Annotated in this window: 10 protein-coding genes; 6 read left to right on the top strand and 4 right to left on the bottom strand. The window is 63.9% G+C overall.

Going from position 1 to position 16,664, the window contains the following annotated elements; all coding sequences use genetic code 11:
• Nucleotides 1–80: 80 nt before the first annotated feature.
• Nucleotides 81–839 (bottom strand): WecB/TagA/CpsF family glycosyltransferase, encoded by a 759-nt coding sequence (locus VK792_RS08430; protein ID WP_326297024.1) that lies wholly within the window; start codon nt 837–839, stop codon nt 81–83.
• Nucleotides 840–1,137: 298 nt separating this feature from the next.
• On the opposite strand from VK792_RS08430, the gene VK792_RS08425 reads away from it, so the two are divergent.
• The 6 genes from VK792_RS08425 (at nt 1,138) to VK792_RS08400 (ending at nt 9,700) form a co-directional block, all read left to right on the top strand.
• On the top strand, nt 1,138–2,262 hold the full coding sequence (locus tag VK792_RS08425) for a Gfo/Idh/MocA family protein (RefSeq protein WP_326297023.1): 1,125 nt from the start codon (nt 1,138–1,140) through the stop codon (nt 2,260–2,262).
• Nucleotides 2,250–3,215, top strand: coding sequence for an NAD-dependent epimerase/dehydratase family protein (locus VK792_RS08420; protein ID WP_326297022.1), 966 nt, complete (start codon nt 2,250–2,252; stop codon nt 3,213–3,215). Before VK792_RS08425 ends, VK792_RS08420 begins: the two co-directional genes overlap by 13 nt.
• Nucleotides 3,212–4,468, top strand: coding sequence for a glycosyltransferase (locus VK792_RS08415; protein WP_326297021.1), 1,257 nt, complete (start codon nt 3,212–3,214; stop codon nt 4,466–4,468). Before VK792_RS08420 ends, VK792_RS08415 begins: the two co-directional genes overlap by 4 nt.
• Nucleotides 4,468–5,442: a glycosyltransferase family 2 protein gene (locus VK792_RS08410; RefSeq protein WP_326297020.1), complete on the top strand. Its 975-nt coding sequence runs from the start codon at nt 4,468–4,470 to the stop codon at nt 5,440–5,442. Before VK792_RS08415 ends, VK792_RS08410 begins: the two co-directional genes overlap by 1 nt.
• Before the next feature lie 9 nt (nt 5,443–5,451).
• Nucleotides 5,452–7,554, top strand: coding sequence for an NAD-dependent epimerase/dehydratase family protein (locus VK792_RS08405; RefSeq protein WP_326297019.1), 2,103 nt, complete (start codon nt 5,452–5,454; stop codon nt 7,552–7,554).
• A 205-nt stretch (nt 7,555–7,759) separates the two neighbouring features.
• A complete protein-coding gene (locus VK792_RS08400) occupies nt 7,760–9,700 on the top strand; it encodes an SMC family protein (protein WP_326297018.1) in 1,941 nt (646 codons plus the stop codon).
• A 178-nt stretch (nt 9,701–9,878) separates the two neighbouring features.
• Here VK792_RS08400 and VK792_RS08395 read toward each other — a convergent pair whose 3' ends face one another.
• From VK792_RS08395 to VK792_RS08385, 3 genes are all read right to left on the bottom strand, one after another.
• Complete coding sequence (locus VK792_RS08395) at nt 9,879–11,204, bottom strand: GumC family protein (RefSeq protein ID WP_326297017.1); 1,326 nt, start codon at nt 11,202–11,204, stop codon at nt 9,879–9,881.
• Nucleotides 11,205–11,336: 132 nt separating this feature from the next.
• Nucleotides 11,337–12,038 carry a 4'-phosphopantetheinyl transferase family protein gene (locus VK792_RS08390; RefSeq protein WP_326297016.1) on the bottom strand — a complete coding sequence of 234 codons (702 nt, stop codon included), beginning with the start codon at nt 12,036–12,038 and terminating at the stop codon, nt 11,337–11,339.
• Between the two features lie 5 nt (nt 12,039–12,043).
• A complete protein-coding gene (locus VK792_RS08385) occupies nt 12,044–16,663 on the bottom strand; it encodes a MupA/Atu3671 family FMN-dependent luciferase-like monooxygenase (RefSeq protein WP_326297015.1) in 4,620 nt (1,539 codons plus the stop codon).
• Nucleotide 16,664 lies beyond the last annotated feature (1 nt).

Below are 16,664 nucleotides of genomic sequence, written 5' to 3'. Positions count from 1 at the left end.
AACAGGGTGCAGGCCTGCGCGCGCAGACTGGGCGCACAAGATGTGCAGATTTTCTGCAGAACCCAGATTTTTGTTGAAAATCAGGCGCGCGTCAGCCGCTGCCCCAATGCCCGCAGCATATGGCCGGGCAGGATCGCCAGGCACTTGACATAGCGCGGACCCAGCCGCATCGGGCTGGAAAGCGCGCGCCACAGCCATTCCAGCGCCAGTCTGCGCACCCATTCCGGCGCGCGTTGCTGAGTGCCGGCAAAGAAATCCAGCCCGGCACCAATCGACAAGAATCCGACCTGCGGGCAGGTCTGCCGTCCGGCGGCGGCGAACAATTCCTGTTTCGGGGCACCCAGTGCCACAAGGCAAAGCCGGGCACCGCTGTCACCGATCCGGCGCAGGATATCCTGCGCCGCCGCGCCGTCGGGGTCGAATCCCATCGGCGGCGCGATTTGCAGAACGACCTTCGCCCCCGGCACTTCACGCTCCAGATAGGCCGCGGCAGCTTTCAGGGCGTCGTCCCGACTGCCGACCAAAGACACTGTCACGCCTTCCTGCGCGGCGATCCGCACCACCGGCAGGATCGCGTCAGAGCCGGGGATCAGATCAACCGGGTCGCCCGCCAGACGCGACATCCAGACGATCGGGTTGCCATCGGCGGTCACAAAATCTTGTGCTGCATAGGCGCGGCGAAAGGTTTCCGATCCGCGCAGCTTTACAAGGTGATCAAGGTTGATCGTCGCCAGCGCAAAGCCCTGTCCATTCCGAAACCTCTGCGTCACCTCGTGGCGTAGCGCCTCCCAACTGGGCACATTGACCGCAACGCGAAGCTGGCGAAACTGAAAGAACATGGCAAACCCCTGAGCCCTGGCCCTGCAACACAACACGGGCACCGCTAGCGGTCCCCTTTTTACCCGAGAGGTGCGCTGTGTTGTGGGCTATATTGAGGCAAACCGCGGGACAATTCCGGGTTTCTCGCAAAAGGCGACGGAATTTGCGAACATTCGCCGAATTGTCGTCAAGATTTCCTGTTGAAAATACCACATCGAGGGTGTGTAGAATCACGAGTAGAGGCGAAATGGCAAGTTTCCAAAAAGCTGGCATCCGTGCCGGCCGATGCGCAGCGTTTAGCGTTGCAAGGGGTCTGCCATGGGCGTGATTACCCTGATCGGATGCGGGTTTGTTGCCGACCTCTATATGCGGTCGCTGGAAACCTTTCCCGATCTGCGCGTAGGGGCGGCCTGGGACCACGACGCCGCGCGGCTGAAAACCTTTTGCGATCACTGGAATCTGCCCGCCGCGGGATCTTTGGACGAGCTGCTGGCAGCAACGCCCGCCGACGGTGTCGTGCTGAACCTGACCAATCCGGCTGCGCATTACGATATCAATCACGCCTGCCTGGTGGCCGGGCGTCATGTGTATTCCGAAAAACCGCTGGCGATGACGATGGAGCATGCGCGCGCGCTGCACGCGCTGGCACAGGACAAGGGGGTGATGCTCGCGTCTGCGCCCTGTTCGGTTCTGGGCGAGGCGGCGCAGACCATCGGGACTGCATTGCGCAAGGGCATCGCGGGCACCCCCCGCGTGATTTATGCCGAGCTGGATGACGGTTTTGTGCCCCAGGCGGATTATCGAAAATGGCTGACCGAAAGCGGCGCGCCCTGGCCCTTCGTCGATGAATTCAACGTGGGCTGTACGCTCGAGCACGCGGGCTATTACCTTGGCTGGCTGATTTCCTGGTTTGGATCGGTGCGCACCGTTGTCGCGGCCAGTGCCGAGGTCATCCCGGACAAAGTGGGGCACGGGCCCATGGCACCAGATGTATCGGTGGCGACCCTGTTTTTCGAAAACGGCCCGATGGTGCGGTTGACCTGTTCGATCGTCGCCCCGCACGACCATTCGATCCGGATCGTCGGTGACAAGGGGGTCCTGGGCTGCAACGCGGCGTGGGACAATGCTGCCAAGGTCACATTTGCCAGGCGCATGACGATCCGGCGGCGTCTGATGGAAAGCCCGCTGAAAAAACGGATTCGCCTGTCGAAGCCCACGCATCCCAAGGTGAAACGCTGGGGTGCTGCCGCCATGAACTTTCTTCTTGGTCCGGCGGAAATGCTTGATGCGATCCGACAAAACCGTCCAACCCGGATGAGCGCCGATTTTGCCCTGCACATGACCGAAGTCACCCTTGCGATCCAGAATGCGGGGGAAACCACCGGCGCGCAGTCCATGACCACCGGTTGTCCCCCGATGGAGCCGATGCCATGGGCGGTGTAAGGCGGATCATGGTCACGGGCGCCTCGGGCTTTATCGGGCGCCAAGTGGTGCAGAAGGCTGTTGCCGAAGGCTACGAGGTGATTGCGGTTGTGCGATCGCGCGTGCCGAACTTCCCGCGAGAGGTCGAAGTCCTGAAGCTTGACCTTGCTGCATCGACAGCGGTCGACATCCTGACCAGCGCAATGCAGGTCGACGCGGTGATTCACGCGGCCGCCCATGTCGGGGACGACCCCGAGGCGCAGGAACGCGATTCCCTGCGCGGCACCGAAACCGTCCTCAGCTCTATGGGGCACGCCGGTGTCAAACGGCTGGTGCTGGTCAGTTCGATGGCGGTCTATGACACGTCGCGGCTGTGGCCGGGTCAGGACGTGACCGAAGACACCCCGCTGGAAAATCCGCGCCGCGCGCGCGATCCCTATACACGGGCCAAGCTGCTGCAAGAGGACCTGTGCTACGACGCTGCGGACCGTCGCGGCCTGTCGCTTGCGGTGTTGCGGCCGGGCGCTGTCTATGGTCCGGGTCAGGTCTGGAACGCACATGTCGGGGCCGGGTTTGGGCCGGTGCTGTTTCGGTTTGCGGCCGGCGGTGAATTGCCATTGTGCCATATTTCCACCTGCGCAACCGCGCTGGTCGCGGCTGCAGATTCCGACTGGGAAGGCGACTTGAATGTTCTCGACAGCAACCTGCCCGATCGCCGCGATTTCATCCGTGCCCTGCGCAAGTCAGGCTGGCCGCGCCTGGTGATCCCGTTTCCGTGGTGGATCTTGCTGATCGCGGGCTATGTGCTGACGCCTTTCCGGAAATGGCTGCCGGGGCTTCTGACGCCCCGCATCCTCAAGGCGCGGATGATGCCGCTGCGCTATCCCCGACATGTCGCGCGCACGCTGCACGTGCCCGCCACCGCGCCGTTTCAGCAATTGCTGGCGCGCTCGTTGCAAAGGGGGCGCAAGTGACCCACTCTGATCTGCCAAAGCTTGCCTATCTGACCGGTGAATATCCCCGCGCGTCCGACACGTTCATTCAACGAGAGGTCGCGGCCCTGCGCGCTTGTGGTCATGACGTGCTGACATGTTCGATCCGCCGCACCGGTCCGGAACACCTTGTCGGCCCCGAACAGCGCGACGAACACGCGCGCACCTTCATGGTGCTGAACGCGGCCAGGAACCCGCTGCGCCTGATCGCGTCGCATCTGCGCTGGATGGCGCGGCCGGGGCGGTACCTGAAGGCGCTGAAATTGGCCTGGGATACCGCGCCAAAGGGTGTGCGTGGACGGGTCTATAACCTGATTTACTTCCTTGAGGCGGGGGTGCTGGCGGCGCATCTGCGCGATCAGGGCATCGACCACCTGCACAACCACATCGCCAAGGCATCCTGTACCGTCGCGATGCTGGCCAATGCGCTGTCGGGCATTCCCTACAGCTTCACGATTCACGGGCCGGATATCTTTTTCGAACCGCACCACTGGCGGATCGACGAAAAAGCGCGGCGCGCGACCTTTGTTGCGTGTATCAGCGATTTCTGCCGGTCGCAGCTGATGTGCTTTGCCGATCCGGCAGACTGGGACAGGTTCCATATCGTGCATTGCGGGATAGATCCGGCGCGATACGCGATACCCCCGGCGCACGATGGCAAAGAGCTGTTGTTCGTCGGGCGTCTGGCCGGGGTAAAAGGCGTTCCGGTTCTGCTTGACGCGCTCACACGGCTGAAGACGGGGCACCCCGACATCCGCCTGACCCTGATCGGTGATGGTCCCGAAAGGCCAGTGTTAGAGACGAAGTCGCGCGAACTTGGGCTTTCAGATATGGTTCGCTTCGTCGGTTACAAATCGCAAGCCGAGGTGGCCGATGCGCTTGGCACGTCCGATGTCTTCGTTCTGCCCAGCTTTGCCGAAGGTGTTCCCGTCGTCTTGATGGAGGCGATGGCGGCACAGGTGCCCGTCATCACCACCCGCATCGCCGGGGTGCCTGAACTGGTCGATCACGGCGCATCGGGCCTGTTGGTCCCGCCGGGGGATGCAGGGGCACTTTCTGCCTCAATAGAGACTGCTCTGGCCGATCCCGACTTGCGGAAATCCATGGGGGCCGCGGGCCGTGAACGGGTGATGGACGCCTTCAACATCCAGTCAGAGGCGGCATGGCTGTCGCATCTGTTCATGGCCTACGCGGGCCTTTGCGCAGTCCCTGGCAAACGACCGGAGGGGGATTGATGGCGGCGGTTGATCTTGTTCTGATCGGGCGCAACGAAGGCGCACGCCTGGTTGCGGGCCTGGCCTCTGCGCAGGGGCAGGCGCGTCGCATCGTCTACGTCGACAGTGGATCAACCGATGCGTCGGTGTCCGAAGCTCTGCGCGCGGGCGCAGAAGTCGTGAACCTGGACATGTCCGTACCCTTCACTGCCGCCCGTGCCCGCAATGCCGGGTTTGCGGCATTGGAGGCCAACGGCCCCGCGCCGGAATTCGTACAATTCGTGGACGGAGATTGTACAATTGTCCCCGGCTACCTCGATCAGGCCCGCGCACACCTGGAAACAAATGACGAATTGGGCATGGTCACTGGCTGGCGGTCGGAAATCCACCGCGATGCCAGCGTCTATAATCAACTGTGCGATTGGGAATGGCGACGTCCGGCCGGGATAATCGACGCTTGCGGCGGCGATATGATGGTGCGGGCCGAAGCCTTTCGGCAGGTTGGTGGTTTCGACCCGACGGTGATCGCCGCTGAAGACGACGAATTCTGCACCCGCCTGCGCAAGGCTGGCTGGCAACTGGAACGCATTCCGGTGGAAATGACACGCCACGACGCCGCCATGTTCGGTTTTGGCCAGTGGTGGCAACGGGCGGTGCGCACGGGCCACGGTTTTGCGCAGGTCGGCGCGCTGCACCCCGACTATTTTCAGCGTGAACGCCGGCGGGCCTGGGCCTGGGCCGCTGGTCTGCCGGCGCTTGCGATGTTTCTGATGTTTTGGCTTGGGCCCTGGGCGATCTTGCCGTTTGTCGCGGTCTATGTCTTTTCATGGATGCGCACGGCGCGCGGCCTGAATCGCTCTGGTCTGCCCAAATCCGAGGCGCGCAGCCATGCGCTTTTGCTGACCCTGTCGAAATTCCCGAACCTGATCGGAATGCTGCGGTTCTACTGGCGGCGCTTCCGCAACGCGCAGATGCGCATCATCGAATACAAATGAGGTACCTCCATGTCGCAATCTGAGACCCGGATCGGTCTGATCGGGGCGGGCTATATCGCCGCCTGGCACGCGGATGCGCTGCGCGCCACACCGGGCGTTTCGGTGACGGCGGTCTGTGACGTGTCCGAAGGGGCGGCCAAGGGGCTGGCTGATGGGATCGGGGCCAAGGCGTTCACCTCGGTCGAGGACTTGATTGCCTCAGGCGCGTGTGATGCGGTGCACATCCTTACGCCGCCGCATCTGCATAAGTCGCTTGCGATCCAGTGCCTTGAAGGCGGGCTGCATGTGCTGGTGGAAAAACCCGTGGCCGAAAGTGCCGAGGACACCCGCGCGATCCAGGCGGCCGCAGAGGCGTCGGGCAAACGGTTCCAAGCCGGGCATAATTTCCTTGGGATGCCGTCCTATGTGCGGATGAAAGAGGCGATGGCGCGCGGTGACTTTGGCCGCGTGTCAGGGGCCGAGATCAACTGGTGTTTCCCGTTGGCACCGCTGCGCTCGGGGCCGTTTGGCCTGTGGTTGCTGCGCGAGCCCAAGAACCTGCTGCTGGAACTTGGTCCGCACCTGATGGGGTTTGCCGTGGATCTGTTTGGTCCGCCCGAGATTCACAAAGTGGAGCTGTCGAAGCCCATCAACCTGCCGGGCGACGACACCCGGTTTCAGGGTTGGCGCATCCTTGCGTCTGCCGGAGGGGTCGATATCACCTTTACCATTTCGCTGGTGGAAACCACCGATGACCGATCGGTGACGCTGCGCGGGTCCAGCGCACGGGCGCGGTTCGACTATGCCGCCGATACATTGATCGTCGACACCGAGAATACCTCGGACCTGGTGGTGAACCCGCTGAAACGGCAGATGGCCCTTGGCTGGCAGCACATGCGCGAAGGCATCGGCAATGCCTGGGTGCAGTTCACCTCGCTGAACACGAAACAACCCTATGCGCTGAGTTTCCGGGGCATGGATGCCGCGGTTTATGGCGGGCTGAACGGCGCTGCCGACGCGCGGTTTTCCGGGCAAACCGCGGTAACGGTGATGCAGGCGCTGGACGACGCCTTGGCGCTGGTCCCGTCGGAACAATTGACCGCCGCGCCGCCCGTGGTGAAAACCCGCGATCCGAAACCAACGGCGATGGTCATCGGCGGGACCGGGTTCATCGGGCGGGCGCTGACCCGGCGCCTTGTGGCCGATGGCTATGACGTGCGTGTTCTGAGCCGGGGCAAGACCGGCCCGTTCCCCGATCTGCCCGATTCTGTGGAAACCGTGGGTGTTTCGCTGCATGATCGCGACGGGCTGGTCGCGGCGATGCAGGGGATCAAGGTGGTCTTTAACCTGGCCAAGTCGATGGACAAGACCTGGGCTGATGCGTTGCAGAACGACGTGGGCGTCGCGATGCGCATTGCCATGGCTGCGGAAGAGGCGGGTGTAAAACGACTGATCTATACCGGCACGATCGCCAGCTATGACATGAGCGACCGCAATGGTCGGATCACCGAGGCGACCGGATTTCCCGACAACATGGAAGACCGCAACATGTATGCGCGGTCGAAGGCCGAATGCGAACGCCGTTTGATGAAACTGCACCGCGAACGCGGCTTGCCGTTGGTGATCGCGCGTCCCGGTATCGTGGTGGGTCATGGTGGCCCGCTGCAACATTGGGGCATCGGGCGTTGGCACGGGGCCGGCGCAGTACGAATCTGGGGGCCGGGCAAGAACGCACTGCCCTTTGTGCTGATCGACGATGTGGTCGACGGGCTGGTGCGGATGATCGACACTCCCAAGGCTGTCGGCGAAAGCTTCAACCTTGTTGGCGATGTGCAATTGTCCGCGCGGGACTATTTCGACGCGATCTACGAAGCGCTGGGCGCGCGGATCAAGGTGGTACCGGGCAACCTGACCATGTTCTATTTGTCCGATGCGGTGAAATACGCGTTGAAGAAATACGCCCTGCGCAAGAAGGGCGTCATTCGCCCGTCTTTGGCTGACTGGAAAAGCCGTGCACATTTCACGCCGTTCGTGAACGACAAACCCAAGGAAATTCTGGGTTGGACGCCGGTTTCGGATCGAAAGACCTTCATCGAAGGTGCCATAACCCACGCCAACCTGTTCGGGTTCTGAGATGCGGAAAGCTCACGTTCCCGTCAACAATGCCCGTCAAATGGACTTATTTTTGACAGAATTCTTAAGTTTAACGAGACAGAGCTTTTCCGCGTTTTCGCGGGGGCAGTGCATGGAACGCGTGGACGGTTTGGTAAGACAGGCAGGTTTCTGACCGACGATGGCATTCGAAGGACCGCAGCCTGCGAGGGGTAAAGAGCAGATGATGGAACGCCGGAAATTCAAGCGCCGCAAGCCGGCGGATGGAGAGCCGAGAAACCGCGCCCTCGATGACATCGAGCCGGGCGCAAGTGTTCCTGTGCCCGACAGAGCCAAACGTGTCTTCGCCCGCTCGCGCAGCGTGGGCGACGATTTCGCCGCCGATCTGGACGGACCGATGGAGCCGCTTGTTCCCCGCAAGCGCCGCAAGCCCGATCCGGCGGATCAGATGCCCGAACCCGCGCCCGCGCCGCTGGCGCCCGATGACCTGATCGAACGGGTTCAGGACGCCACACATTCAGCGGAACCCGCCCCGCGCCGACGCAAGCAGGTTGTGGTCGCGCCGAAAAAGCGCGCCGTTGCTGCGCCCGCAGCGGATCCGGCAGCCGAGGCGGATGCAGATCGCATTCGTGCGCTGAAGGAAAAGAAAGCCCGCCTTCTGGCGGAAAAGAAACGTCGCGCCGAACAGCTGCGCGCCGAAGAGGCCGCGCGCCAGCGCGCCGCCGCAGAAGACAGTGCCCGCCAGACCGGGCTTCAGGATGCCCTGCGCCGCGAAGCCAACGAACGCAAGGAATCGCTGCGCGCCGAACGCGAACGCTTGGCCGCTGCCAAAGCCGCCCGCGCCGAAGCCGCGCGCAAAAAGGCCGAGGCCGAGGAGGCCGCACGACTGCAACGCGAACGGGCAGAGGCAGAGGCACAACGGGCCCGCGAAGACGCAGAACGCGCCAAACAAGAGGCGCGGCTGAAGCGCCAACGCGACGAATTCGAAGCCCAGCTGGCCCGAGAAGAAGAGGCCCGCCGCGTCCGCGCCGAAGCCGCGCAGCGCGCACAGGACGAAGAGGCGCGCCGCGCACAAGAGGCCGAGGATGAAGCCCTGCGGGCTGCGCAGGACAAAGCCGAGCGCCGCCGCGCCGCTCTGGAACTGCGGGCCGCCGAACGGGCAGAGGAAGCCCGACTGCAAAAAGAGATGGCCGCCCGCCGCAAACGTGCCGAGGACGAGGCACGGCTGTTGGCAGAGGAAGAAGCGCTGGACGATTGGGACGACGACTTTGAGGACCACGACCTTGATGTCGACGAGGCCGATGTCGACGTTGACGACGACGACTACGAACCGGAACCGCCGGCCGCTGCCGCCGCGCCGCGCCGCAGGGGTGCGGCCCCGGTGACGGAACCGCCGCAGCCGCGACCGTCGCGGCGTGCGCCAAAGCCCGCATCAGAGGCTGGCGCCGCCTGGGACACCCTGCGTCCGTTCCCGGTCGACGACCGGTTGCTGGAACGCAACCGCGTGATCACCGCTGCGCGCGAGGACCTGGCCCATACCGCGTTCGATGTGCTGCGCACCCGGCTTTTGCAGGGTCTGCGCCAGAACGGCTGGAGCCGTGTCGCTATCACCTCTCCGTCGAAGGACTGTGGCAAGACCTTCACCGCCGCCAACCTGGCACTGAGCCTTTCCCGACAGGAAAACTGCCGCACGATCCTGCTGGATTTCGACATGCGTCGCCCCAGCCTGGCCCGTGTGTTCGGAATCGAGAATTGCGGCACGCTTGGCGACATGCTGCGCGGTGATGTTGCGCCCGAAGATCACCTGCGGGTGATGGGCAAGAACACGCTGGACGTGGGCCGCAACGTGGCGTTCGGGTTCAACGACAAGGTCGAGCCCTATGCGTCGGAGCTGTTGCACGAGGCCGGCACCGCCGAGGTGCTGGATGACATGCAACGCCGGTTCAACGCCGATGTGGTGCTGTTCGACATGCCGCCCGCACTGTATCATGACGACGTGATGGCGGCGCGTAACCTGTTCGACGGCGTGTTGCTGGTGATCGGTGGTGGCATCACCAAAGCGTCCGAGGTCAAGGATGTCGAGCGTCGACTGGGTGCCGATACGCCGTTCCTGGGCAGCATCCTGAATTTCTCGGAAGGCCCGGGGATCACCAAATACAGCTACTAAGCCTGTCCTGACCGTCACAAACCGCACCAAGGGCCGCCATCGTGCGGCCCTTTGGCGTTGTTGCGGGTGGTGGTGGGGGCGTGGCAAGGCGCCGGGCATCCGCCAGCGGCCCGCCAGACACGACGAAGCCCGGCACGGGGCCGGGCTTGCGCGAGTCTCGATTGTGGATCAGGGGTGCCTAGCGGCCGCCATCGACGGCGCCGCCGCGCTGGAACAGGTTCAGATCGCCCAGCCCCAGCTTGTCGGCAAACAGCTTGATCGCAAGCGGGATCGCCAACAGCAATGCCCCGACCCCGGCCACGCCCAACAGCTTGCGCCGCAGACGTTCACCACTGGTCGAAAGCCGCGGCACGGCGACCACCGGCTGAATGCCCAAGGCGCGTTCCATTTGCGACGGGGTGCGGATGGCGGGATTCAGGAATTCCAGCATCAGCGCGATGCCCATCGCCAGCATCACAGACGCCGCGCCGCCCATCATGGCAATCGACTTGCGGCTGCGGCTGACCGGGTATTCCGGCAGCAGCGCGGTTTCCAGCACTTCGAACCGAGACCCTTGCTGGCGCTCTTCCAGCAGGACGGCGGTCTCTGCCTCGGCCTTGCGGCGGGTGATGACGGAATACTGGTCTTGCTTGCGCTTCAGTTCTCGTTCCAGCGCGTTCAGGTCGCGTTCGACCGCGGGCGAGGTCGCGATGATCGTTTCGATCTCGGTAATGCGGTTGGTGATGACCTGCTTTTGGTCTTGCAGCAGTGTGACCTTCTGATCGGTGGCGGCGCTGCGACGGGTCGAGCCGCTTTCCAGTCCGACCAGCTCTTTTTCAAGATTCGTCAGGCTTTCGCGCAACTCGCCCAGCTCGTCGCGCAGCACGGCGATACCGGCAGCCAGGAACCCGGCGTTTTCACGCTTGAAGGCGGCAATCCGGGCTTCCAGGTCGTCGATTTCGGTCGCGACGCGGTTTTCTTCGGTGGTCAGCAGTTCCATCCCGGCCTGCGCCGCCTCGATCCCGCGTTGGCGAGAGCTTTCGATGACGGAATACATCAGGTCGTTGGCCACGTCACGGGCCTTGGCCGGATCGTTCAGCCGGACGTTGATGATCAGCCCCGAGGGCACGCCGCCCGGCATCCAGGCCTGTGCGGTGGTCAGAATCTGTTCAATGCTGACCGCGCCGCGCAGAAGGCCGACGCGTTCGTTGATCGACATCGACGGGTCTTCGGAAAATAGGCCATGTTTCTCCATGACCTGAACCATGTTGTCCCGCGACATCAGTCGCTGTTCGATCAGCTTCACCCGTTGCATCGCGTCGTTGCGCGCGGCGGCGGCCCCTGCAAGCGATTCGGTGACCTCGGGAGCCTCGATCTGCACCACGGCGGTGGCCTGATATTCCTTGGTCTGTTTGAGCGCAAAAAAGACCGATGCCACGCAGCCGACGATCACGATGACAGCCATCATGACGACGCGCCGTTTCAGCGCCGAGAAGATCTCTTCAAGCGATTGCAGCGAATTCATCAGATCACTCCTGCTCGGACCGTTCCCCGGGTGTTGCGCAAGGCTGAAACCCTAGACGATCATCTTTTTTGTTACCATTCACATCCCTGACATCGCAGGAAACTATGCAAATCCGATGGCAAGGGCGCGTCATTATGCGAACGCTCCGGGATTATCCACCGAACAGGGCAGGCCGGGCAGCGCGCAAAGCGACAGGATCACGCCGTGGCGGGCCCATTGCCGGACGGTCAGCACGTCACCAGCCCGGAACGGCGGCACATCACGGGTGAAACGCGCCTCCAGCGTGGTGGCGTCAAGCGCGCTGATATGCAGGCCGTCGAACCCGAAGATCGTGGCCGTCAGCGGGAACTGTGCCTTGTAGGCGGCTTCCTTGGCACTGAAGATGCGACGGGCGGCGGTCAGGTCGTCCGGGGCGCCAATGTCCAACTCCTCGGGCGTACAGATTTCAGGGACCAGAGCCGGATCAATGGGTTGATCGGCTTCGATATCGACGCCCACAGTGCGGGTTTCGGCCTGACACGACACGATCCCAAGTGCGGCGAAATCGGTGTGGCTGATGCTGCCGGCAAGCCCCCTGGGCCAGACCGGGGCGCGGTCGTCGCCTGCGGGCACCGGCTGCGGAGCATGGCCCATCTTGCGCATCGCGCAACGTGCGGCGCGGCGCCCGGCGGCAAATTCACGCCGCCGCTTGTCGACGGCGCGAACCACCGCCGCGGCCTCGATCGGATAAAGACCGTCGTCGTCCTCGTGCGGGTCTGCCGCCCCGGTGCAGAACACCGGGGACAGGTCAGGCTCGATTTCGCCCAGCAGTCTTTGCAACCCGTGCAGGCTCATTTCGGTCAGGCGCTCCGCTTGGCGCGCATCGCCTTGCGACGGTTCATGGCCTCGGCTCGCGACAGGGCGCGGGTGTTTTGCGCCGGTTCCGCGGGCTCTGCCTTTGGCGTGGCGGGTGTGGCGACGGGGGTGCCGCCTGTCAGCGCGGTGATCCGTCCGGCGATGCCTTCCAGCGTCGGAAAGCGGAAGATGTCGGTGATCGTCAGCCCCTGCGCCCCGAACCGGTCGCGCAATCCGCGGTGTGCCTGCACGGCCAACAGCGAATGCCCCCCAAGATCAAAGAAGTTGTCGCGTGCCGAAGCTGGCTTTTCACCCAGAACCCCGGCCCAGATCTCTGCCACGCCGGCCATGACCTGTGCATCGCTTTGGCCGGAGGCGACTGCCGGTGCAGGGTCAACCACGTTCCGGGCCACCTCGACCGGTTTTGCGGCGACGGTCACCGCCTGCGGCGCGGGCAGCGCCTTGCGGTCGATCTTGCGGTTGGGGGTCAGCGGGAACGCATCCATCCGGACGTAGCGCTGCGGGATCATGTGGAAAGGCAAGCCCTGCGACAGCGCGGCGCGCATCGCTTTTTCGTCCACGTCCATCTGCGCGGTGACATAGGCCACCAGGCGTTTATCGCCGGGGAGGTCTTCGCGCACGATCACCACCGCCTGCTGGATGCCAGTCTGGCTTTCCAGTGCGGCTTCGATTTCACCCAGTTCGATGCGGTAGCCGCGCAGTTTCACCTGGTTGTCGGCCCGGCCGATGAAATCCAGCTTGCCGTCGGCACGCCGAACGACAAGATCGCCGGTCAGGTACATCCGCCCGCCATGGAACGGGTTTTCGACAAACCGCTCTGCGGTCATGTCTGGCCGGTTCCAATAGCCTCGGGTGACGCCCTTGCCGCCGATCCACAGATTGCCCGCCACGCCGACGGGGCAGGGCTGCATCGCGTCATCCAGAACGTACATCTGGGTATTGGCGATGGGCAGGCCGACGTTCACCGTCACTTCGGATGCATCCGCCTGTTCGGTCGACGACCAGATCGTCGTTTCGGTGGGGCCATACATGTTGGTCACGGTCGCGTCGGTCAGCGTGGCCAGTTCCCGCACCAACCCACCGGGCAAGGCTTCGCCGCCCAGGAAGATGTGGTTGACCTTGCGCAGGGCGGCGCGGGCTTCGTCGTTCATGGCGATCATGCGGGCCATCGAGGGGGTGCACTGCATGTGGGTCACGTTGTGCCGCTGGATCTGTGCCGCGATGGAAAAATCGTCGTCCGGCAAGCCGGCCCCGGCGTTGGCCTGTTTCACCACCTGCGCCAGCAATGGCAGGCTGTTCAGAACCTCGTCCGCAGAGATACCATAGTCGATCAGGCAGGCGATTTCCGTGACCCCGATGGCCTTCAGCTGTTCGGTCCGCGCCAGCGCATCGTCGACCGTGCCGAACAGGCCACTGTCATTGAAATAACGCTCGAAGGCAAAGTTCAGGATCTCGTCCAGTTCGCCGTCTTCCAGCACGTCCAGTTGCAGGTCGAAGGCATTGTTCACACCTTTGGGCCGCTTGAACGCCGGGAAGGCCCAGGCGTATTGCTTGATCAACCCGGCAGCCGAACGCAGGTAATCCTTCATCGGTTCGCGGGCGCGTTCGCGCGCTTCGTCCCGGGTGTCGGCCAGACAGGTGTGCAGCATCAGCGCGACGTTAAAATTCTTCGGGTCATGCCCCGCGTTGCGCAGTTCCTCGTGGTAGACCTTGATCATCCCCGCCACGTCTTCGATCGACTGGCCCAGAAGGTGGGTCAGCACGTTGCACCCCATCTTGCCAGCCTGGCGCCAGGTGTCGGGGTTGCCCGCGATGGTCATCCAGATCGGCAGATGCGTGCTGACCGGGCGGGGTTGGGTGACGACCTCGTGCAGGGTGCCGTCGGCGCGGGGAAAGGCGACGGGTTTGCCGGCCCACAGGTCACGCACCTTGTTGATCGAATCGGTCAGCGCGGCGCGGTTGTTGGGCGGGGTGTTTTCCGGGCGCAGCACGAAATCGTCCGGCTGCCAGCCACTGGCGACGGCCAAGCCGGCCCGGCCATTTGTCAGGTTGTCGATCACCGCCCATTCCTCGGCGATCCGGGCGGGATGGTGCAGGGGGGCCACGACCGACCCCGACCGCACACCGATATTGCGTGTGACTGCGGCGACGGCGGCCCCGGTCACCGACGGGTTCGGGTACGGCCCGCCAAAAGCGTGGAAGTGGCGTTCGGGTGTCCAGACGGCGCTGAATCCATGTGCATCGGCAAATTTCGCGCCTTCCAGCAGGGTGCGGTACTTGTCGCGGCCCACGCCGTCGTCATTGCCCCAATAGTACAGCGAGAAATCCATGTGGGTGTCGCTGACCGGCACGTGGCCGTTGGATATCATTCCGCGATCTTCGTCGCTGGTGATCACCACCTTGAACCCGCGCGCCGTGGTCCAGAACAGCTCCAGCACGGAAATGTCGAAGGACAGGCTGGTTACCGCCAGCCAGGTGCCGGGCGTGTCGTGGGGCACCACCGGGTCCATCCCGGCAAAGAAATTGGCGACGTTTCCGTGTTCGACCATCACGCCCTTGGGGGTGCCGGTCGAACCGGAGGTGTAGATAAGATAGGCCAGATTGTCCGTCGTCACCCCGCTGTCGGGGGTCTGGTCAGAGGCCTGTGCAATGCGCGGATCGCTGTCGATTTCCAGAACCTGCGCACCATGGGCTGGCAGGCTGCGGGCAATGGCGGATTGGCTGACGATCACCTTGGCTCCGCTGTCGGCGACGTAATGTTCCAGCCGGTCGGCGGGATAGGCCGGATCCAGTGGCAGGTAAGCGCCGCCAGCCTTCAGGATGCCCAGCGCGCCGATCAGAAGGTCGGCGGACCGGGCACAATGCAGGCCCACCACCTCATCCGGGCCGACACCCATGCCGCGGAGCGTGTGCGCGACGCGGTTGGCGCGGGCGTTCAACTCGGCATAGCTCAGCGTCAGGGCCTCGAACACCAGAGCGGGGGCATCGGGGGTGCGGGCAACCTGCGCTTCGAACAGGGCGGGCATGGTTTGCGGGCCATCCAGCGCGACATCGGTTGCGTTCCAGTCGTTCAGCACCATCTGGCGCTCGACTTCGGACAGGTTCGGCACCGTGGCCAGTGGCTGGGTCATGTCGGCCTCTGCCAGCCGTTCAAGGCGGGCGGTCATCAGGCGCGCCAGCATGTCCGGCACGCGCGTGGCGTCGAAATGCAGCAGTGCGCCGGTGTCGGTCAGTTCCACGGTCAGCGTGGTGCCGGGGATCGTCCCTGCCGCTTGCGACAGACCGATGCGTGGCGGCACCGACAGGGTCAGCGACCGGTCCCGCAACGCCAAGTCTCGGGCAAAGCCCACGCGTTTGTCCAACATGGCCAGATCGGTGTTCAGCCGTGCGGCCAGATCGGCAAGCGTGCCGTCTTTCGAAACCGAAAGCGGCATCCAGTGCGCGATCAGCCCGGTGCCTGCCAGATCAGCCAGCCGTTCATCGGCAAAGGCCAGATCGCAAGCATCCATCTGCGCCAGTTGCATCGCCCAGACGGCGATCCGCGCCGGATCGGTCGCGGTGTTCAGCGGGATGGTTTGAAAATCGCCCTGGTCCTGCTTGTCGGTCCCGATGGCGGCGGGGTTGAGCGTGGCCAAACGCTTGCGCCACCAGGCATCATGCGGGGCGGTTACTTCGGTCGCGACATCCATTGCCGCCGTCACCTGCGCGGACTGCAGCGGCAGGATTTCCCCGCGCGACAGTTGCGTTGACGGGTTCACCGGCTGGCCGTCCAGCGTCGTCAGACCCGACAGCGCCAGTGCGCCCGTACCGCAGGTTACCACCAGCCGGTCCTTGCCGGCCTCGGTCACGGTGCCGGGTTCGGCATGGGTGTCGATGACACGCGCGGCTCCGATCGACCAGATCCGGTCGCCCAACCAAAGTTTCGGGGTGCACAGCGGGTTCCAGTACGTCGCGTGATCCAGCGCCCGGATCATCCGGTCCAGCTCTGCCGCGGGGCGGGTCAGATCAAGGCAGCCCCCGGCCGAGGGGCGGTCGGCGCGGGCGTGATAGCTGCGTTGGCCCAGGTCCTGCGCCACCGGGGTAAAAGCCGGGTTTTCCAATGCGTCGATCACGTCGCCAAAGCTGTTCAGCCCGGCCTCATAGGCCTTGGTGTTCAGGGTCAGCGCGGTGTCGCCCGCATCTATGGCAAAGCGCTGCTGTGCCACGATGCGACCTTCGTCCACGCCGCCCTCGATCATGTGCCATGTGACGCCGTGTTCCGTTTCGCCTTCGATCAGCGCCCAGACCGGCGCGTTCAGACCGGCGTGTTTCGGCAGCGGCCCGTCGTGGAAATTGATCGCGCCTTTCAGCGGCTTGGCCAGCACGGCGTCGGGGATGATCGCAAGGTTGGCGATCGAGAAAAACCAGTCGAACCCGCCTTCCAGGCGGTCGCCCAGATCAGCACCGGGGGCGAGTACCGGCAGCGAGTGTCCCTCTGCCCACTTGGTGATCTCGGGGCAGCGGGTGACGACCGCCTTGATGACATGGCCCCGTGCCAACAGCTTTTTGCTGCATTCGATCAACAGGCTTTCATTGCCCATCACGACAGAGGAAAACATGGCCATA

This window comes from Mesobacterium hydrothermale, from assembly GCF_035818635.1.
In the GTDB taxonomy this organism is placed as follows: Bacteria; Pseudomonadota; Alphaproteobacteria; order Rhodobacterales; family Rhodobacteraceae; genus Mesobacterium_A; species Mesobacterium_A hydrothermale.
This window is presented reverse-complemented; position numbering and strand designations above follow the sequence as displayed.